The sequence below is a fragment of the Nocardia sp. NPDC057663 genome (genome assembly GCF_042799895.1).
GTDB lineage: Bacteria > Actinomycetota > Actinomycetes > Mycobacteriales > Mycobacteriaceae > Nocardia.
In genome coordinates, this window is the sequence record NZ_JBHVHX010000012.1 from 143,176 (window position 1) to 162,834 (window position 19,659).

General features: G+C 68.8%; 11 protein-coding genes. 1 reads left to right on the plus strand and 10 read right to left on the minus strand.

Annotated elements, in window-relative coordinates:
- Positions 1-22 precede the first annotated feature (22 nt).
- The 7 genes from ACFVAV_RS23780 to ACFVAV_RS23810 form a co-directional block, all read right to left on the minus strand.
- Entirely contained in the window at positions 23-3,568 is a 3,546-nt protein-coding gene (locus tag ACFVAV_RS23780; protein ID WP_379037346.1) for a protein kinase, read from the minus strand.
- A 153-nt stretch (positions 3,569-3,721) separates the two neighbouring features.
- Positions 3,722-5,170 (minus strand): NCS1 family nucleobase:cation symporter-1, encoded by a 1,449-nt coding sequence (locus tag ACFVAV_RS23785; protein ID WP_379037347.1) that lies wholly within the window; start codon positions 5,168-5,170, stop codon positions 3,722-3,724.
- Positions 5,171-5,196: 26 nt separating this feature from the next.
- A complete protein-coding gene (locus ACFVAV_RS23790; protein ID WP_379037348.1) occupies positions 5,197-6,699 on the minus strand; it encodes a CoA-acylating methylmalonate-semialdehyde dehydrogenase in 1,503 nt (500 codons plus the stop codon).
- Positions 6,696-8,024, minus strand: coding sequence for an aspartate aminotransferase family protein (locus ACFVAV_RS23795; protein ID WP_379037349.1), 1,329 nt, complete (start codon positions 8,022-8,024; stop codon positions 6,696-6,698). Before ACFVAV_RS23795 ends, ACFVAV_RS23790 begins: the two co-directional genes overlap by 4 nt.
- Complete coding sequence (locus ACFVAV_RS23800; RefSeq protein WP_379037350.1) at positions 8,021-9,046, minus strand: TIGR03842 family LLM class F420-dependent oxidoreductase; 1,026 nt, start codon at positions 9,044-9,046, stop codon at positions 8,021-8,023. The genes ACFVAV_RS23795 and ACFVAV_RS23800 overlap by 4 nt, the downstream gene beginning before the upstream one ends.
- Positions 9,047-9,055: 9 nt before the next feature.
- Positions 9,056-10,477 carry a dihydropyrimidinase gene (gene hydA, locus ACFVAV_RS23805; RefSeq protein WP_379037351.1) on the minus strand — a complete coding sequence of 474 codons (1,422 nt, stop codon included), beginning with the start codon at positions 10,475-10,477 and terminating at the stop codon, positions 9,056-9,058.
- Positions 10,478-10,493: 16 nt separating this feature from the next.
- Entirely contained in the window at positions 10,494-11,342 is an 849-nt protein-coding gene (locus tag ACFVAV_RS23810) for a nitrilase-related carbon-nitrogen hydrolase (protein ID WP_379037352.1), read from the minus strand.
- A 110-nt stretch (positions 11,343-11,452) separates the two neighbouring features.
- Between ACFVAV_RS23810 and ACFVAV_RS23815 the strand changes: the two genes are divergently transcribed.
- Entirely contained in the window at positions 11,453-12,817 is a 1,365-nt protein-coding gene (locus ACFVAV_RS23815) for a PLP-dependent aminotransferase family protein (RefSeq protein WP_379037353.1), read from the plus strand.
- Between the two features lie 73 nt (positions 12,818-12,890).
- On the opposite strand, the gene ACFVAV_RS23820 is transcribed toward ACFVAV_RS23815, so the two are convergent.
- The 3 genes from ACFVAV_RS23820 to ACFVAV_RS23830 all read right to left on the minus strand — a co-directional run bounded on the left by ACFVAV_RS23820 (position 12,891) and on the right by ACFVAV_RS23830 (position 19,410).
- Entirely contained in the window at positions 12,891-15,047 is a 2,157-nt protein-coding gene (locus tag ACFVAV_RS23820) for a 3-hydroxyacyl-CoA dehydrogenase NAD-binding domain-containing protein (protein WP_379037355.1), read from the minus strand.
- A gap of 43 nt (positions 15,048-15,090) precedes the next feature.
- A complete protein-coding gene (locus ACFVAV_RS23825; protein WP_379037356.1) occupies positions 15,091-16,305 on the minus strand; it encodes an acetyl-CoA C-acetyltransferase in 1,215 nt (404 codons plus the stop codon).
- A gap of 189 nt (positions 16,306-16,494) precedes the next feature.
- Positions 16,495-19,410, minus strand: a complete 2,916-nt coding sequence (locus tag ACFVAV_RS23830) for a DNA polymerase III subunit gamma and tau (RefSeq protein WP_379037357.1) — start codon at positions 19,408-19,410, stop codon at positions 16,495-16,497.
- Between the last annotated feature and the right edge of the window lie 249 nt (positions 19,411-19,659).

Below are 19,659 nucleotides of genomic sequence, written 5' to 3' on the forward strand. Positions count from 1 at the left end.
GCTCGGGTGCGCGCACCCGAGCTCAGGCGAGCAGCTCGTCGAGAAAGTCGCTCGGCACCCCGTCGAGCACCGGATGATGCTGCTCGTCATGGGCTTGCGTGCGCAGCACGTGCAGCAGCCCGACGACGCCGGGACCGGCGTCGAGCAGCGGCCGGGTCCAGCCGAGGTCGGCGCAGGTGCACAGCACCGGCAGCACCAGCCCGGTGGCCTCGCCGACCCAGCCCGCCGCCGCCAGGCACTCCGCCAGCAGCAGCGTCGCGTCCAATTCCGCACGCGGCCGGGGCTGGTCGAGCAGCCGCGCGTAGAGCACCCTGGCGTGCCGGGCGGCCCGATCGTCGGCCCGCAGACGCTGTTCGGCCAGCAGTACCCTGATCTCGGCGATCTCGCGGGCCTCCGCGATGAGCACGGCAGCCCCGGACTTGCGCCGCTTGCCGTTGCCGGACAGCTCGGCGGCGAACCGGTCGGCGCTGTCGCCGGTGGGCAGGCCCAGCCGGGACCGCTCGGCCCGCACATGCGCGTCGAGCCGGGCCAGTCCGTTCTCCGCGGCCACTCGCGCGCCTTCGTCCAGGCGCGCCGCCGCCGTGTACTTGTCGCCGAGCGCGGCCTTCACCCGCGCCCCGATCACGAAGGTCGCAACCAGGAAGTCGACCGGGCCGACCCGGGTGACCAGTTCGTGGCTCTCGTCGAGCAGCCGATCCGCCAGCGCCAGATCGCCATGGCGATAGGCCACTTCGCCCAGCAGCGCGGCGGCGACGCGCACGGCGTCCGAGCGCGGGCCCGCCCGGTCCCGTGCCTTCTCGTAGGCCAGCTCGAAACACTCGGTGGCGGTGGCGATGTCGAGTCGCTCATAGGCGGCGGCACCACGGCAGCAGAGCCCGAAGACCGCGCCGAGCGGGTCCTTCGACTGCACGTGATAGTCCGCGGCCCAGTCCTGCATCTTCGTCACACCCGCGAAGTCGAATTCGCAGATCCGGACGAACGAGATCAAGTTGGCTGCGGTCGAGACCATCCACGCGGGCAGCTCACCCGGGTCGGCCAGCAGGTCCGCGAGATGGTCGGCCACCTCCGCGGTGTCATCGTGCGCCACCCGGTCGGCGGCGTCGAGCACCGTTGCCGCACCGAGTTGTTCGGCCAGCTCCGGCTCGCCGCCACCACGGGCGAGCAGGTTCGACAGCCTGCCCAGCGCCGCGCGCGCCGTGCTGGTCTGCTGAAGGTTCATATTGGCGCGAGCGACGGCCATCAGCAGCTTGGATCGTGACGTCACCTGTTGCACCGGCAGTTTGGACACGCTGCCCAGCAGGGTCGCCAGCCGGGAGCGGTCGATCAGGTCCATGCCGCCGCTCTCGAGCAGGTCGCCTGCGAGCTTGAGATCGGTCGCGGCCAGTGCGTGGTCGACCGACTTGCGCAGCAGGTTGTGCTCGGCATACCAGCGAGCCGCCTTGCGGTGCAGTATCTTCGCGCGTCCGGGGTGCATGCGTTCGAGCCGGGTGCGCAGGTGCTCGGCGAACAGCGGCTGCATCCGGTACCACTCCGGGTCGTGCTCGATCCGGTGCACGAACAACTCGCGCTGCTCGGCTTGTTCCAGCATCGTCGCGCCGTCGGGAACATCGGCGAGCAGCGAGGCCAGCGAGCCGCTGACCCGCTCGACCACCGAGATCGCCATCAGGAACTCCAGCAGCTCCGGATCCATGCTGTCCAGGACGTTCTCGGCCAGGTACTCCCGCATCCCGTGCCCGCCCTCGGCGAGCTGACCGAGCAGCTGAGCCGGATCGGCCTTGCCGCGCAGGGTCAGACTCACCAGCTGGATCGCGGCGGGCCAGCCCTCGGTGGCCGTGTGGATCTGCTCGACCTGCTCGTCAGTGAGCGCAAACCCGTTGCGCTCCACCAGAATCTGCCGCGTCTCGGCCTCGGTGAGCCGCAGCTCCACTGCGGCCAGCTCCACCAGCTCGTCGCGCACCCGCAGCCTGCTGATCGGCAGACCGGACTGGTCCCGGCTGGTCACTACGAAACGCACATGGTGACAGCCGTTGTCGAGCAGCGTCGCCATCGCGCGGTGCACGCCGGGGTCGCGGACCCGATGCCAGTCGTCGACGAACACCACCACGCTGCGGTCGCTGGCGTGGATCTCATCGATCAGGGTCGCGATCACGAACGCGGCCGCGTCGGCGGGACGCTCCTCGAGCACCTGCTCCAGGCCCGCGCCCACGTCGGGGCGGACCCGGTGGATGGCCTCGAGCAGGTGGGCGAGGAACCAGATCTCGCTGTCGTCGTCCTGGTCGATGCCGAGCCAGGCCACCGGGATATCGCGGGCGATCAGGTCGGCCCGCCACTGCGCGGCGACCGTGCTCTTGCCGAATCCGGCGGGCGCGTGGACCAGGGCGAGTCTGCGACGGCCACCGGCGCGCAGTACGTCGAGCAGCCGCTGCCGCGGCAACGGCTCTCGGGCGGGAGTCGGCGGACGGAACTTCGTCGCCGCGGTCGGTGGGAAGGTGCCGGTGTTGCCGCTGCGCAACGGCACCGAGGCGCCGGGCTGCAAGGTCAGCGGCCAGCTGCGGCGGGCGGTGACGGCCTTCAGCGATTCCGGGGTGTTCGCCTCGGTGGCTTCCGTGGCGGTGTCGAGCAGGGCCATCTCGTCGGGCATCTGGCCGTGCGCGCGCTGCACCTGGCGCAGCATCTCGCCGAATTCGTAGGCCGAGGCGGGGCGGTCGTCCGGGTCGGGCGACATGGCCTGTTCGATCACCGCGGCCACGTCGGCGGGGATGTCCATGGCGCGCAGATCCGGCACCGGCTGGGTGGTGATCCGCAGGAACTGCGCGACCACCTTCTCCCCCGCCTGCCGCTCGAAGGCGGCGTGGCCGGTCAGCAGGGCGAACAGGGTCGCGCCGAGCCCATAGATATCAGACCGCACGGTCGGTTCATGGCCTTTGAGCACCTCGGGCGCGGTGAACGCGGGCGAACCGGTGATCATGCTGCTCGAGGTCTGGAATCCACCGGGGATGCGGGCGATGCCGAAATCGGTGAGCTGCGGCTCGCCGTACCCGCTGATCAGCACGTTCGCCGGTTTCACATCGCGGTGCAAGATCCCGGCCCGGTGCGCCGACTCGATCGCCGCCGCCAGCTTCACCCCGGCGCGCAGGGTATCGGCCCAGGTCAACGGTCCGCGATCGTGGATGAGACGTTCGAGCGAACCGTGCGAGCAGTACGGCATGACGATCAGCGGTAGCCCGGTCGCGGTCATGTCGACCTGCAGGATGTCGACGATGTTCGGATGCCCGGACAGCCTGCCCATCGCCTGTTCCTCGCGCAGGAACCGTTCCCGGCTCTCCTGATCGATCTCCGAGGACAGCACCTTCACCGCGACGACCCGGTCCAATGCGGGCTGCAAGCACCGGTACACCACGCCGAATCCGCCGCGCCCGATCTCCTTGGCTCCGGTGAGACCCATGGCGTCGAGCTCGGCGACGACCGCCTCGTCGATCTCACCCGGCACCTTGGCCCGCTGGGTATTCGTCGCCACCGGAGACGACTCGGACGGCCCGCGCTCTATACGGGTCGGCTCCGGTTCCATGTGACCACCCCTCGAAGCGAATCGGCGTCACCGGCGTTTCAGTCGGCATACGGACCCCCGAACAATCCGTACATATCCAAGCTAGCGCGATCCGGCATCTATCGGGTGGAGATTCGATGCTGCGGCGGCATCGGTTACCCGCCGTGTTGCCGGTCAGTGCGGGGTGGATGACCGGCGGGCGTTGAGGGCGTACATGATCAGGGCACCGATGGCGGCGCCGACCGGCCAGGACAGGGCGGTGATGTTGCCGGAGTCGGGGGCGAGGGCGACGACCACCGCGACCGGACCGGCGATGCCGAGGGCGATCAGCGCCTTGGGGTTGAAGCCGCGGATGTACCAGTAGCTTCCGGTGGGCTGGTCGCTGTAGAGGTCGGCCTGGACGGTGCGCTGGCGGCGCACCAGGTAGTAGTCCACCACCAGGATGCCGAACACCGGGCCCATCAGGGCGCCGACGCCGCCGAGGAAGTAGATGATGAAGTCCTGGTTCTCCCACAGCTTCCACGGCAGCACCACGATCGACAGCAGGGCGGTGATCACGCCACCCGTACGGAACGAGATGTACTTCGGCGCCGCGTTGGAGATGTCGTAGGCGGGCGAGACGAAGTTGAGCACCACGTTGATGCCGACGGTCGCGGTGGCGAACAGCACGGCCGCGACGACCACGATCACGTCGCTGTCGATATCGGCGACCAGGGCCACCGGGTCGGCGAGCACCTTGCCGTACACCTTCAGGGTGGCCAGCGCGATCACGATGGACAGCACCACGAACGCGGTCTCGTTGAACGGAATGCCCCAGGCGTTGCCACGCAGCACCGCCTTGCGACTGGGCGAGAAGCGCGCGAAATCGGCGTAGTTCACCAGCGGACCCGCCATGAACGCCACCATCAGGAACGCCACGCCGACGAACGTCGCGACGGTCGCACCGCCGCTGAGCGGCTCCCCGGCCCGCGCGTTGAAATCGATGCTCCAGTCGGCCTTGCCGAGAATCCAGATCGCCAACGCGATCATCCCGATCCAGACCGCGGGTCCGGCGAAGTCGGAGGCCTTGCGCACCACCTCCATGCCGTAGTTGATGATCGCCAGCTGGACGGTCCACAGCACCAGGAACGCGATCCAGCCCAGCGTGGACAGGCCGAGCACGTCGTTGTGGGTCAACGACTCGAGCCCGGGCGCCACGCGCAGCAGCAGGATCATCAGCGCGGTCGAGGCCAGGTAGGTCTGGATGCCGTACCAGAACACCGCGACCAGGGCCCGCAGCAACGCGGGGACATTGGCGCCGAACACCCCGAACGCGCCACGGGCGAAGACCGGGAACGGCACCCCGACCTTCTGCCCCGCGACGCCGATCAGGTTGCTGCCCAGCCACAGCAGCAGGACACCGGCGAACAGCGCGAGCATCGTCTGCCAACCGGTCATGCCGAGGGCGAGCATGCCGACGGCGAAGCCGTAGCTGGCGATGCTGTGCGCCGAGGTCATCCAGAGGCAGAAGATGTCCCAGGTACGCCAGGTCGCCGTCTCCTTGGTAGTTGGTGCCAAGTCGTCGTTGACCAGCGTGGAACCGCCCGGCACGTCATCGGACGGCCGTACCCGAGTTTCTGTCATCGGATGTCCTTCGTGCTTCGATCGTGCTAACTGTTCCGCGGAAAACCGAGGTCGATGCCGCCGTGGCTCGGATCGAGCCAGCGGGAAGTGATCGCCTTCTCCTGGGTGAAGAAGGCGAAACCGGTGGGGCCGTAGGCTTTCGCGTCGCCGAACAGCGACGCCTTCCAGCCGCCGAAACTGTGGTAGGCCACCGGCACCGGGATCGGCACGTTGACGCCGATCATGCCCACGTTCACCTGCCGCTGGAAGCGCCGCGCGGCACCGCCGTCGTTGGTGAAGATGGCGGTGCCGTTGCCGTAGGGCGAGGCGTTGATCAGCTCGACGGCCTGCTCGAACCCCTCGACCCGCACCACCGACAGGACAGGGCCGAAGATCTCGTCGCGGTACACCGCCGAGCTCACCGGCACCCGGTCGATCAGGGTGGGACCGAGCCAGAAGCCGTTCGGGTCGCCGTCGAAGCTCGACTCGCGCCCGTCGACCACCAGCTTCGCCGCGTCGGCGACAGCGGTGTCGAGGTAGCCGGCCACCTTGTCGCGGTGTTCGCGGGTGATCAGCGGGCCCATGTCGCAGCCGCGGCGGCCGTCGCCGGTGCGCAGGTCCTTCATCCGCTCGGCGATACGCGCCACCAGGTCGTCGGCGACGGACTCGGTGGCCAGCACCACGCTGACCGCCATGCACCGCTCGCCCGCCGACCCGAATCCGGCGTTGACGGCGGCGTCGGCGGCCAGATCGAGGTCGGCGTCGGGCAGCACCAGCATGTGGTTCTTCGCCCCGCCGAGGGCCTGCACGCGCTTGCCGTGTGCGCTCGCGGTCCGGTACACGTACGCGGCGATCGGCGTCGAGCCGACGAACGAGATGGCCCCGACCTCGGGATGGGTGAGCAGCGCGTCCACGGCCTCCTTGTCGCCGTGCACCACATTGAGCACCCCGGCCGGGAGCCCGGCGTCGGCGGCGACCTCGGCCAGCCAGTTCGCCGCCGACGGATCCTTCTCGCTCGGCTTGAGCACGACGGTGTTGCCCGCCGCGATGGCGATCGGGAAGAACCACAGCGGAACCATGGCCGGGAAGTTGAACGGGCTGATGATGCCGACCACGCCCACCGGTTCGCGCACCGAGTACACATCGACCCCGGTCGAGGCGTTCTGGCTGAACTCGCCCTTGAGCAGGTGCGGCATCGACAGCGCGAACTCCACCACCTCGAGCCCACGCGCGATCTCCCCTGCCGCGTCGGCGAGCACCTTGCCGTGTTCGGCGGTGAGGATCTCGGCCAGCGCGTCCTTGCGGGCATTGAGCAGTTCGCGGAAGTTCAGCAGGAAACGGTGCCTGGTGGCGATCGAGGAATCGCGCCAGCCGGGCAGCGCGGCCGCGGCGGCCTTGACCGCGGCGTCGACATCGGCGGCCGTCGCCATCCGGACTGTACGGCGCGGCACGCCGAGGGCCGGGTCGAATACCGGTGCGGTACGGGTGGATTCACCGGTCCACGGCTTGCCGTCGACCCAGTGCTCGAGTGTGTCGGTGGGATGCGTCATCGGATCTCCCAAGGTTTGGCCAGTACTTCACTCAGCGCGGCGACGGCCTCGGCGACCTCGGCCTCGGTGACCACGCAGGGCGGGACGAAATGAATCCGGTTGTCGGCGCCGAACACCAGCACGCCCCTGGCGGCCAGCCCGGCCTTGATCCGCGCGATGGTGGCGGCGTCGACCGGCTCGCGGGTCGCCTGGTCGGCGACGAGCTCGATCGCCCAGAACACGCCTTCGCCCCGCACCTCGCCGACGATCGGATGCTCGGCGGCGAGCTTGTCCAGCGCGGGGCCGATCACCGTGCGCCCGATCCGCTCGGCGTTGTCGACGATGCCCTCGGCGGCCATGGTGTCGAGCGCGGCCACGATCGAGGCTGCCGCCAGCGGATGCCCGCTGTAGGTCAGGCCGCCGGGGAAGATCCGGTCGTCGAAGGTGGCGGCGATGGCGTCGGAGATCACCACGCCGCCGACCGGCACGTACCCGGAGTTCACGCCCTTGGCGAAGGTGATCAGGTCGGGAGTGACCCCGTAGCCGTCGAACGCGAACCACCTTCCGGTGCGACCGAATCCGCACATCACCTCGTCGAGGATCAGCACGATGCCGTAGCGGTCGGCGATGGCGCGCACCCCGGCCAGATAGCCGGGCGGCGGCACGAGGATGCCCGCGGTGCCGGGCACGCTCTCCACCAGGATCGCCGCGACGGTCTGCGGCCCCTCGGCCTGTACCACCCGTTCCAGATGCCGCAGCGCGCGTTCGCTCTCCTGTTCCGGCGTCTGCGCCCAGAACTCGCTGCGATACAGGTAGGGGCCGAAATAGTGGACGTGGCCGCGCGCGTACTCGTTCGGCAGACGGCGCCAGTCGCCGGTGGCGACCACCGCCGCACCGGTATTGCCGTGATAGGACCGGTAAGCCGAGAGCACCTTGTCGCGACCGGTGTGCAGGCGCGCCATCCGGATCGCGTTCTCGACGGCGTCGGCGCCGCCGTTGGTGAAGAACACCTTGTTCATGCCGTCCGGCGCGCGCTCGGTGATCCGCGCCGCCGCCTCGCCGCGCTGCAGATTCGCCACCGCTGGACCGATGGTGGTCAGGCGGGCGGCCTGCTCGGCGATCGCGGCCGTGACCACCGGATGCTGGTGTCCGATATTGACATTCACCATCTGACTGGCGAAGTCCAGGTACTCGCGGCCCGCGTGGTCCCACACCCGGCAGCCGCGGCCACCGGCCAGCACCATCGGATCCAGGCTCGCCTGCGCCGACCACGAGTGGAACACGTGGGCGCGATCGAGTTCGTAGGCGCGTGCGTCCAGGTCGACGCCGACCGTCGCCCCGGTCATGCCGACACCGTCGTCGCGGTGACGGCCTGGCGCAGCCGCGGGATCACCGTCTCGCCGTAGACACGCAAGGTCTCCTCCTTGTTGTCGTGTTGCAGATAGCCCGCGAACTGGTCGACGCCGAGATCGGCGAGGGCCCGCAGTTTCGCGATGTGCTCCTCGGGGGTGCCGAGCACGCAGAAGCGCTCCACGATCTCGTCGGAGACGAAGTCGGCGTGGGTGTTTCCGGCTCGGCCGTGCTCGTTGTAGTCGTAGCCGTGCCGATCGGCGATGTAGTCGGTCAGCGCCGTCGGAATGCCGCCGCCGGTCCCGTACCTGGTGACGATGTCGGCGACGTGATTGCCGACCATGCCGCCGAACCAGCGGCACTGCTCACGCATGTGGGCGCGATCGGTGCCGATGTACATCGGCGCGGCGACGCAGATCTTGATCGAATCCGGGTCTCGTCCAGCGGCTTTCGCCGCGGATCTGACGGTCCCGATCATCCACTCGGCGATATCGAGATCGGCCAGTTGCAGGATGTAGCCGTCGGCGACCTCGCCGGCCAGCGCCAGCGCCTTCGGCCCGTACGCGGCGACCCAGACCTCGAGGGCCGAGCCGGTGCTCCAGGGGAATTGTAGTGTGCTGCCGTTGTATTCGACCGGGCGCGAGTTCGCCAGTTCGCGGATCACGTGGACCGATTCACGCAGGACGGCCAGCGTGGTCGGCTTCCCGCCACCCACGCGCACCGCCGAATCGCCGCGTCCGATCCCGCAGATCGTGCGGTTGCCGTACATCTGGTTCAGCGTCGCGTACAGCGAGGCGGTGACGGTCCAGTCCCGAGTCGCCGGATTGGTCACCATGGGTCCCACCGTGATCCGCTTCGTCTCGTGCAGGATCTGGCTGTAGAGCACATACGGCTCCTGCCACAGCAGATGCGAATCGAAGGTCCACAGGTGGCTGAAGCCGTGCGCCTCGGCCAGTTTCGCCAGCTGCAGGGTGCGCGCGGCCGGTGGATTGCACTGAAGTACCGCTCCGAATTCCATGGCGTCTCCTCAGATCAGGTACTGACACGGGTCACGGCGCACGAACTTCCCGTCGCCCTTTCGGCCCCGATATTCGCCGTCGGCCACCAGGACCTTGCCGCGTGAGAGCACCACGTCGACGTGACCGTCGATCTCGTAGCCCTCCCAGGCCGAGTGGTCCATGTTCATGTGGTGGGTCTTGCCCATCCCGATAGAGGTGTGGCCGTTCGGGTCGTAGACCACGATGTCGGCATCGGCGCCAGGGGCGAGAACGCCCTTGCGGCCGTAGAGGCCGAACATCCGGGCCGGGGTGGTCGAGGTGATCTCGACCCAGCGCTCCAGGGTGATCCGGCCGTCCACCACGCCCTGATACATCAGGTCCATCCTGTGCTCCACCGAGCCGATCCCGTTGGGAATCTTGGAGAAATCACCGATCCCCATGTCCTTCTGCCCCTTCATGCAGAACGGGCAGTGATCGGTGGACACCATCTGCAGGTCGTTGGTGCGCAACGCCTGCCACACCTGGTTCTGGTGGTCCTCCTCCCGCGAGCGCAGCGGCGTCGAGCACACCCATTTCGCGCCTTCGAAGCCCGGCGCGCCGAGGTTGTCCTCCAGCGAGAGATACAGATACTGCGGACAGGTCTCGCCGAAGACGTTGCGGCCACGATCGCGGGCCGCGGCCAGCTGCGCCACCGCCTGTTTCGCCGAGACGTGCACCACGTACAGCGGCGCGCCGGTGAGGTCGGCGAGCATGATCGCGCGGTGCGTGGCCTCCTCCTCCAGCTGCCAGGCCCTGGCCACTCCGTGGTAGTACGGATCGGTCTTGCCCTGGGCGAGCAGCTGTTCGACGAGCACGTCGATGGCCGGACCGTTCTCGGCGTGCATCATGGTGAGCAGCCCGGTGTCGGCGCCGGTCTGCATGGCCCGCAGGATCTGCGCGTCGTCGCTGTAGAACACGCCGGGGTAGGCCATGAACAGCTTGTAGCTGGTGATGCCCTCGTCGGGCAGACGCCGCAGCTCCGCCAGCGACTCCTTGTTCACCTCGCCGATGATCTGGTGGAACGAGTAGTCGACGGCGCACTGCCCGGCGGCCATCTCGTGCCAGGTCTGCAGGCTCTCCGGCACCCGCTCACCGAACTTCTGCACCGCGAAGTCGATGATCATGGTGGTGCCGCCCCAGGCGGCGGCCCTGGTGCCGGTCTCGAAGTCGTCTGCGGCTGTGGTGCCGCCGAACGGCATCGACATGTGCGTGTGCGCGTCGATACCGCCGGGGATGACGTACTTGCCGCTCGCGTCGACGACCGTGTCGACGGTCTCGGCGAGGTTCGCGCCGAGCACGGTGCTGCCGGGTTCGAGCAGCGCGACGATGCGTTCACCGTCGACCAGCACGTCGGCCGCGCCACGCCCGGTGGCGGAGACGACGGTTCCGCCGGTGATCAAAGTCGTTGCCATGCTTACCCTCCCGTACTCAGGGCGCCACGATGGCGTCGTAGGAATCGGGGCGGCGGTCGCGGTAGAACTGCCAGTCTCCGCGCACTTCGCGCACCACATCCAGGTCGATGTCGCGGATTACCAGCTCGTCGGTGCCGGTGGAGGCGATATCGCCGACGAAGTTGCCGCGCGGATCGACGAAATACGAACTGCCGTAGAAGGTCACCGCGTCGTCGCCGAATTCGGCTGTCTCGGTGCCGATCCGGTTGTTCGCGGCGACGAAGTACTGGTTCGCCGCGGCGGCGGCCGGCTGTTCGAGTTCCCAGAGCCGGTTGGACAGACCGGGTTTGGTGGCCGAGGGGTTGAACACCAGTTCGGCGCCGCCGAGTCCGTAGGCGCGCCAGCCCTCCGGGAAATGACGGTCGTAGCAGATGTAGACGCCGATCTTGCCGACCGCGGTGTCGAACACCGGATAGCCGAGATTGCCGGGGCGGAAGTAGAACTTCTCCCAGAAACCCGGCAGGTGCGGAATGTGGTGCTTGCGGTATTTGCCCAGGTAGCTGCCGTCGGCGTCGATCACCGCCGCGGTGTTGTACAGCACCCCTGGCTGATCTTCCTCGTACACCGGGAGCACGATCACCATCTGATGCGCCCGCGCCAGTTCGGCGAAACGCTCCGTCGTCGGGCCCGGCACCGATTCGGCGTATTCGTAGTACTTCTTGTCCTGCACATTGCCGAAATACGGCCCGTAGAACAGTTCCTGGAAGCAGATGACCTGCACTCCAGCGGCCCCGGCCTCCTCGACGAAGCCCTCGTGCTTGGTGAGCATCGACTTCTTGTCGCCGGTCCACGTGGCCTGGGTGATGGCTGCCTTGATTGTCGTCACCTGTCGATCTCCTACCGAAGTTGGTTATGTTATCTTCGACGGTAAACATTTCCTGAATATTTCAGTCAGTGCCGGAAGTGTAAATCTCGCATCGAGATCGAGAAGTGGAAATGAACGACCGGATTCAGATCGATGACCCGACGCCTGCCGGGATCGCCGGAGCCATCGCCCGCCTGATCACCAGCGGAGTGCTGCGTCCGGGTGATCGGCTGCCGACGGTGCGGGAGCTGTCAAGCCGTCTGGGCGTGAGTCCGGCGACCGTCAGCCACGGCTGGCGGGCACTGGCCCAGGCTGGGCTCGTCGTTGCCCGGGGGCGCAGCGGCACCTTCGTCGCCGAGGGCGGACACCGCCCACGGCCCACCTCCCGCACCGACGGTATGACCAAGGGCGCCACCTCGGCGCGGCTCGACCTCTCGCTGGGCACCCCCGACCCGCTGCTGCTCCCCGAGATCGGCACGATCCTGTCCAGGCTGGCCACCGGTGCCGAGACCACCGACTACCACCAGGCGCCGGTGGTACCCGAGCTCGGTCGGCTACTGCAGGCCGACTGGCCGACCAAGTCCGGAGCGCTCACCGTGGTCGACGGGGCCATGGACGCCGTCGCCCGCAGTCTGCAGGCGGTCGTCCGCTTCGGCGACCGGGTGATCGTGGAGGACCCCACCTTCCCGTACATCCTCGACTACCTCGACTCGATCGGCGCCGAGACCGTCCCGGTCGGCATGGACGAACAGGGGCTGCTACCCACCGAATTCGCCCGCGCACTGGCTACCGGGGCCACCGCGGCAGTCCTGCAACCGCGTGCGCAGAACCCGACCGGCGCGTCGATGAGCGCCGACCGCGCCGCGGAACTGGCCGACATCCTGCGTCGCGGCGAACACCGGTGCATGGTCATCGAGGACGACCACTCCGGTCCGGTGGTGCCTGCTCCCGATGTCAGTCTCGGGCGCTGGCTGCCCGACCAGGTGCTGCACGTGCGCAGCTACTCCAAATCGCACGGGCCGGATCTGCGGATCGCGGCGCTGTCGGGCCCGGAGGAGGTCATCGACCGGATCGTCGCCACCCGGGTACTCGGCCCCGGCTGGACACCGCGCATCCTGCAGCGACTCCTGCACGAGATGCTGCGCGACGAGACCGTCACCCGCACTGTCGAATTCGCTCGCGACCAGTACCAGGCCCGGCGCCGGGCCCTGGTCACCGCGCTCGGCGCCCACGGTGTGCGGGTCGCGGACGGCCAGGGCCTCAACGCGTGGCTACCCGTCGCCGACGAGCGCAGCGCCCTGGTCCACCTGGCGGCCAACGGCATTCGGGTCGCACCGGGCGGACCGTTCTTCGCCGCCGATCGCGGACACCCCGAGGCGGTGCGCGTCACCATCGCACCGCTGACCGACGCCGTCGACGAGGTGGCCGCCGTCCTCGCCATGGCCGCGCGCCCCCGCCAGGCCGAGTACTTCTCGCTCGGCGACGGCACCAACTGAGCGCGAACGGCGGAAGCCCGCCACCGAATCCGGTGACGGGCTTCCTTACCGGCCGAAACCGGGAACTACCGACTTACTTGCGCAGGGAGGCCGGGACCTCGAAGCGCGAGCCGAACTTCTTCGCCAGCTCGTCGGCGCGGGCCACGAAGGCCTCCTGGCCACCGGGGTAGCCGACGATGAACTGGTGCGAGCCACCCGACCAAGCCGGGAAGCCGATGCCGAAGATCGAGCCGATGTTCGCGTCGGCGGTGCTGGTGAGCACGCCTTCGTCGAAGCACTTCTGGGTCTCGATGGCCTCGGCGAACATCATGCGGTCCTTGAGGTCCTGGAAGGTGACACCCTCCGGGAGCTCACGCTGCGAGTTGTAGATCGAGCGCAGCTCGTCCCACAGGCCCGTGGCCTTGCCGTCGACGTAGTCGTAGAAGCCCGCGCCGCCCAGCTTGCCGGTGCGACCCTGCTCGTCGACCATCTTGTTGATGACCTCGGCGGTCTTCGCGGACGCGGCGTTGAGCTCGCCACCGGCAGCAAGGATGGCCTCGGAGGTCTCCTTGTAGATCTTCTGCATGGTGGTGAAGTTCAGCTCGTCCGACAGCTTCAGCGGCGCGGCCGGGTAGCCGGCCTGCAGGCCCGCCTGCTCGATGGTGGCCGGGTCGACACCCTCGGCGACCATGGAGATGGCCTCGTTGATGAAGGTACCGATCACGCGCGAGGTGAAGAAGCCACGGCTGTCGTTGACGACGATCGGGGTCTTCTTGATGGCGAGGGTGTAGTCGTACACCCGGGCCAGCGCCTCGTCGGAGGTGTTCTTGCCCTTGATGATCTCCACCAGCGGCATCTTGTCCACGGGGGAGAAGAAGTGGATACCGATGAAGTCCTCGGAGCGCTTGACGCCCTCCGAGAGCAGGGTGATCGGCAGGGTCGAGGTGTTCGAGCCGAGCAGGGCATCGACGTCGACGATGTCCTCGATCTCCTGGAAGACCTTGTTCTTGAGCTCGGGGTTCTCGAACACGGCCTCGATCACGAAGTCGACGCCCTTGAAGTCGGCGGCGTCCGCGGTCGGGGTGATGCGAGCCAGCAGCGCGTCGGACTTCTCCTGGGTGGTCTTGCCACGCGAGAGCGCCTTGGCCTCGATGGCCTCCGCGTAGCCCTTGCCCTTGACGGCAGCCTCGATCTTGACGTCCTTGAGGACGACCTCGTAGCCGGCCTTGGCCGAGACGTAGGCGATGCCCGCGCCCATCATGCCGGCGCCGATGACACCGATCTTCTTGATCTCACGCTTCGGCACATCCGCGACGGACGGACGCGAGCCGCCACCGTTGATGTGGTTCAGGTCGAAGAAGAACGCCTGGATCATGTTCTTCGCGACCGGGCCGGTCAGCAGGCTCGTGAAGTAACGGCCCTCGATGGTCAGCGCGTTGTCGATGTCGACCTGCGCGCCCTCGACCGCCGCGGCCATGATGGCGCGCGGGGCGGGCATGTTGGTGCCCTTGATCTGCTTGCGCAGGTTGGCCGGGAACGCGGGCAGGTTCGCCGCGAAGGCCGGGGTGGACGGGGTGCCGCCGGGGATCCGGTAGCCCTTCTTGTCCCACGGCTGCGCAGCCTCGGGGTTGGCCGCGATCCACGCCTTGGCGGCGGGGACGAGCTCCTCGACGGTGGCGACAACCTCGTCGATCAGGCCGATTTCCTTGGCCTTGGTGACGCGGTGACGCTGACCCTGCAGCAGCACCTGCATCAGCGCGTTCTGCAGGCCGAGCATGCGCACGGTGCGGGTCACGCCGCCGCCACCGGGCAGCAGGCCCAGGGAGACCTCGGGCAGGCCGATGGCCGAGCCCTTGACGTCGGCCGCGACGCGGTAGTGGGTCGCCAGCGCGATCTCCAGGCCGCCACCGAGGGCAGCGCCGTTGATGGCGGCGACGACCGGCTTGCCGAGCTGCTCGAGGCGACGCAGCGGGGCCTTGACGTCGGTGACCATCTTGACGACCTCGGCCGCGTTGTCCGGGCCGACCTTCATCATGTTCTTCAGATCGCCGCCGGCGAAGAAGGTCTTCTTGCCCGAGGTGAGGATGACACCGGTGATGTCGTCCTTCTCCGCCTCCAGGCGGTCCACGGTGGCGTTCATCGACGCGAGGTACGCGTCGTTCATGGTGTTGGCGCCCTGGCTGGGGTCGTCGATGGTGAGGACGACCACGCCGTCGGCGTCCTTCTCCCAGCCGATGATGTTGTCAGTCATAGTTTTTCGTTCTCTCCTATGAGAAGTGAAAGTCGGCCGGAGCTCAGACGCGCTCGATGATGGTGGCAACGCCCATGCCGCCGCCGATGCACAGGGTGATCAGGCCGTAGCGCGCGTTGCGACGCTCCAGCTCGTCGAGCACCGTGCCGGTGATCATCGCGCCGGTGGCACCCAGCGGGTGACCCATCGCGATCGCGCCGCCGTTGACGTTCAGCTTCTCGTCCGGGACGTTCAGGTCCTTCTGGAACTTCAGCACCACGGAGGCGAACGCCTCGTTGATCTCGACGAGGTCCATGTCCTCGATCGTCAGGCCGGCCTTGGCCAGGGCCTTCTTCGCGGCCGGGGTCGGGCCGGTCAGCATGATGGTGGAGTCGGCACCGGAGGTGGCGGTCGCGACGACGCGGGCGCGGGGGGTCAGACCCGAGGCCTTGCCGGCCTCCTCGTTGCCGATCAGCAGCAGGGCGGCGCCGTCGACGATGCCCGAGCTGTTGCCACCGTGGTGGACGTGGTTGATCTTCTCGATGTAGGTGAACTTCTGCAGCGCGACGGCGTCGAAGCCACCCATCTCACCGATGCCGGCGAAGGAGGGGTTCAGCTTGCCCAGGTCGGCGGCGGTGGTGCCGGGACGCATGTGCTCGTCGTTGTCGAGCACGACGAGGCCGTTCTGGTCCTTGACCGGAACGATCGACTTGGCGAAGTAGCCGCCGGTGGTCGCCGCGGCGGCCAGCTCCTGCGAGCGCACGGCGTAGGCGTCGACGTCATCGCGGGAGAAGCCCTCGATGGTGGCGATCAGGTCGGCCGAGATGCCCTGCGGCACGAAGTAGCCGTCGTAGTTGGTGGCCGGGTCCAGCGCCCAGGGGCCGCCGTCGGAGCCCATCGGCACGCGCGACATCGACTCGACGCCACCGGCGATGACGAGGTCGTCGAAGCCGGAGCGAACCTTCTGCGCAGCCAGGTTCACAGCCTCGAGGCCGGAAGCACAGAAGCGGTTGAGCTGGAAGCCACCGACGGTGTCGGGCAGGCCCGCGATGGTGGCCGCGGTGCGGGCGATGTCCATGCCCTGGTCACCGACGGGGGTGACGACACCGAGGATGAGGTCCGAGATCTGGTCCTCGTCGAGGTTGGGGAAGCGGCCACGCAGCTCCTGGATCAGACCAACAGTCAGATCGATCGGCTTGACCGAGTGCAGCGAGCCGTTCTTCTTGCCGCGGCCGCGCGGAGTGCGGATGGCCTCGTAGATGTAGGCCTCTGTGGTCATATCGGAGTGTTTCCTTCCTTGGGGTGCGGTGGCCGCACGAACGCCACGACCATCCGTCCTGACGCCGTACAAATCCCGGCAAGCACCAGCGGAGCATAGAACTATGCTCATCCGGTGTTTCCGGCCACCCGTTCATACTACCGTGGTGTGCGAACTCCGGTTAACTTAACGCGGTCCGGCGGGTGGCTGTCAACCATCCAGACTCTTCGCTCCGAGCTCGTTGCGCAGCAACGCCAGAGCGACCTCGTCCGGGTCCTGCCGATCGCCGGGCGCCACCGGCACCGCGGCGGCGGCCAGCATCTCCTGCTCCTCTTCCGGCGTCGGCGGCGCCAGCACCGCGTCACCCGGCCTGGTGCCACGCCCGGAATCGCCACCGGAGCGGCCCGAATCCGGCCCGTAACCCTCGTCGGGGCCCGGGTCGTCGGGTAGGTCGGGGAAGTCGGGCGGCGGGATGTCGTCGTCGGACGTCGGCTTGGCCTGACTCGACGCACCAGCCTGATTGCCGTTGGCCTGACTCGGCCGGGAGAACTTCGGCCGCCCGGCCGGCTTGGCCTCACCCTGACCCGCACCACGCGCCGGAGCGCCCGCCGCCTTCGCCGCCGGACGCGGCGCGGGCGCCCCCGTCTCCCAGCGCACATCCAGCTCCCGCCCGAGCACCGCGCGCACTGCCGACCGCACCGCCTCGATATTGCGCGGATCGGACAGTCGCTGCGCCAACGGCGCACTCTGATGCGCGAACACGATCACGTCACCCTCGGCCCGCGACACCGCCGCCCCCGACAACAACGCCTGCAACGTCGGCCCGAACTCCCGCACCTTCCCCTTGATCTCCGCCCACGCCCCGTCGACCAGAGCGACGAGATCCTCCGCCGGAGCGGCGGGTACCTGCGGGGTCACAGCCGCCTGCGGGGCGGCGGGTGCCTGCGGGGCGGCGGGTGTCTGCGGGGCTCCTGCCGCTTGCGAGGCCGAAGCTGACTGGGAAGCCCCTGCCATCCCCGACGCGGCAGCTGCCTGCGAAGTGGCAGCCGCTTCCGAAGCCGCCGTGGCCCCGACCGCCTGCGAGCCGGCAGCTCCCTGAGGAGCCGAGGGTGCCTGCGCGGCGGCGGGCGCCGGTCGGCCAGTGGATGGAGACGGAGCTGGGTTTTCCGAGCCACTGGCGTACGTTTCGCCAGATGGCTGGGTGCCCGGATCGGCAACTCGCGACGCGGACACGGCCGTGTCGCCTGTCGCCGACCCGGCGTCCGGGCTAGCCGGGGCGGCGGCATCGGCCAGCTGCTCCTGGAAGTCGATCGACCGCCCGGCAGACGACACCGCGTCACCCGCAGGACCGACTCCCGCTTCTGCCGAAGATGCCTGAGAGACAGAGTTTTCCGATGCCACGCCGTCGACAGGCTGTGCGGCAGCCCCGCGCACCGGCTGAGCCGTCGGCGGATTCTGTTGCGCGCCCCGGGGGTTCTGCTGCGTGGCAGCCGAGCTCTGCTGCCCGACAGGCGGGCTCTGCTGCCCGACAGGCGGGCTCTGCTGCCCGACAGGCGGGCTCTGCTGCTCGACAGACGAGCCCTGCTGCGAACCCTGCAGGTTCTGCTGGGCACCCGGCTGGTTCGACTGCGCGAACGGCGCGCCCTGCTGCGAACCCAGCACGTTCTGATGCGCGGGCGGCACGTCTCGCTGCGCAGGCGGGGTCGCCGCAGCCTGCGCAGCAGGCTCGACTGCGGCAGCCGGGGTGCCTGCCACAGCCGCAGGTTGTTGACGGGTCGGCGCGGGCGATCCCGGTCCGCCTGCGGCCGCTTCCTTTTCGGCGCGGGCAGCAGCGAGAAGTTCCGCGCCGCGGCGGCGAGTCTCCCCACCTGCGGCGGGTGCGACCGGACGCTCAGCCGGTGCGGACGCACGCTCGGCGGGCGGTGCACCGGCGGCGGGGCCGGGGCGCGCGGGGGCGGCGGGGACGGCACCGCCTGCGAATCCACGTTCCAGGCGTTCCAGTCGCTGCAACGTCGCCGACTCGGTGTCGGAGACCGAGGGCAGCAGCATGCGGGCGCAGATTACCTCGAGCAGGAGGCGGGGGGCGGTGGCGCCGCGCATTTCGCCGAGGCCCTCGTGCAGGAGTTCGGCGTAGCGGGTGAGGGTGGCTGGGCCGAGGCGTTCGGCCTGGTCGCGCATGCGCTCCAGGACGTCGCCGGGGCCGGAGACCAGGCCGCGCTCGGCGGCGTCGGGGACCGCGCGCAGCAGGATCAGGTCGCGCAGGCGTTCGAGCAGGTCGACGGCGAAGCGGCGCGGGTCGTGACCTGCCTCCATGACGCTGTCGATCGTGCGGAACAGCGCGGCGCCGTCGTCGACGGCCAGTGCGTCGATCGCGTCGTCGATCAATGCCACATCGGTGACGCCGAGCAGCGAGACCGCGCGCGGATAGGTGACGCCGTCGGGCCCGGCGCCGGCCAGCAGCTGGTCGAGCACGCTCAGACTGTCTCGCGGCGAACCACCACCGGCCCGGATGACCAGCGGATACACCGACTCCTCCACCGGCACGTGCTCCTGCTCGCAGATCTTGCCGAGCAGGCCGCGCATGGTGGCGGGCGGTAGCAGCCGGAACGGATAGTGGTGCGTGCGCGAACGGATGGTCGGCAGCACCTTGTCCGGCTCGGTGGTCGCGAAGATGAAGATCAGGTGGGCGGGCGGCTCCTCGACGATCTTGAGCAGCGCGTTGAAGCCCGCCGTGGTGACCATGTGCGCCTCGTCGACGATGAACACGCGATAGCGCGACTCAGCGGGTGCGTAGAAGGCGCGATCACGCAGCTCACGGGTGTCGTCGACACCACCGTGACTGGCCGCGTCGAGCTCGATGACGTCGAGATTGCCCGCACCGCCGGGGCCGAGCGCCACGCAGGAGGCGCAGACCCCGCACGGCGTCGAGGTCGGGCCGTCGACACAGTTCAGCGAGCGCGCGAGGATACGCGCGGAGGAGGTCTTACCGCAGCCGCGCGGACCGGAGAACAGATACGCATGGCTGATCCGCCCGGTATCCAGCGCCGTACTCAGCGGGTCGGTGACATGCTCCTGACCCACTACCTCAGCGAACGTCGCCGGTCGATACTTCCGGTACAGAGCCACGGCCCACAGGCTACCGCCGCCCACCGACAGGTGGATGAGCGGCCGACGCGTCGCTACATCTCCCCGAGCCCGCCGCAAAACTGTGACATGAATCACAGTCCGTGTACAGGTTGGGACAAGGCGGGCAAAGCCAGTCGGCCAGGCGCAACGACCGAGCTAACGACTGCCCGCCGCGCGGCGAATCCGTCCTGGATCGGCGGTCGATCCTGGTTGCGGCCGGAATCCGTACTCAATCCCCGATTGAGCGGC

What these genes read in the sequence shown, in the direction of transcription:
- ACFVAV_RS23780 (WP_379037346.1), bottom strand. Translation starts at nt 3,568, where the DNA reads ATGGAACCGGAGCCGACCCGTATAGAGCGCGGGCCGTCCGAGTCGTCT.
- ACFVAV_RS23785 (WP_379037347.1), bottom strand. Translation starts at nt 5,170, where the DNA reads ATGACAGAAACTCGGGTACGGCCGTCCGATGACGTGCCGGGCGGTTCC.
- ACFVAV_RS23790 (WP_379037348.1), bottom strand. Translation starts at nt 6,699, where the DNA reads ATGACGCATCCCACCGACACACTCGAGCACTGGGTCGACGGCAAGCCG.
- ACFVAV_RS23795 (WP_379037349.1), bottom strand. Translation starts at nt 8,024, where the DNA reads ATGACCGGGGCGACGGTCGGCGTCGACCTGGACGCACGCGCCTACGAA.
- ACFVAV_RS23800 (WP_379037350.1), bottom strand. Translation starts at nt 9,046, where the DNA reads ATGGAATTCGGAGCGGTACTTCAGTGCAATCCACCGGCCGCGCGCACC.
- hydA (WP_379037351.1), bottom strand. Translation starts at nt 10,477, where the DNA reads ATGGCAACGACTTTGATCACCGGCGGAACCGTCGTCTCCGCCACCGGG.
- ACFVAV_RS23815 (WP_379037353.1), top strand. Translation starts at nt 11,453, where the DNA reads ATGAACGACCGGATTCAGATCGATGACCCGACGCCTGCCGGGATCGCC.
- ACFVAV_RS23820 (WP_379037355.1), bottom strand. Translation starts at nt 15,047, where the DNA reads ATGACTGACAACATCATCGGCTGGGAGAAGGACGCCGACGGCGTGGTC.
- ACFVAV_RS23825 (WP_379037356.1), bottom strand. Translation starts at nt 16,305, where the DNA reads ATGACCACAGAGGCCTACATCTACGAGGCCATCCGCACTCCGCGCGGC.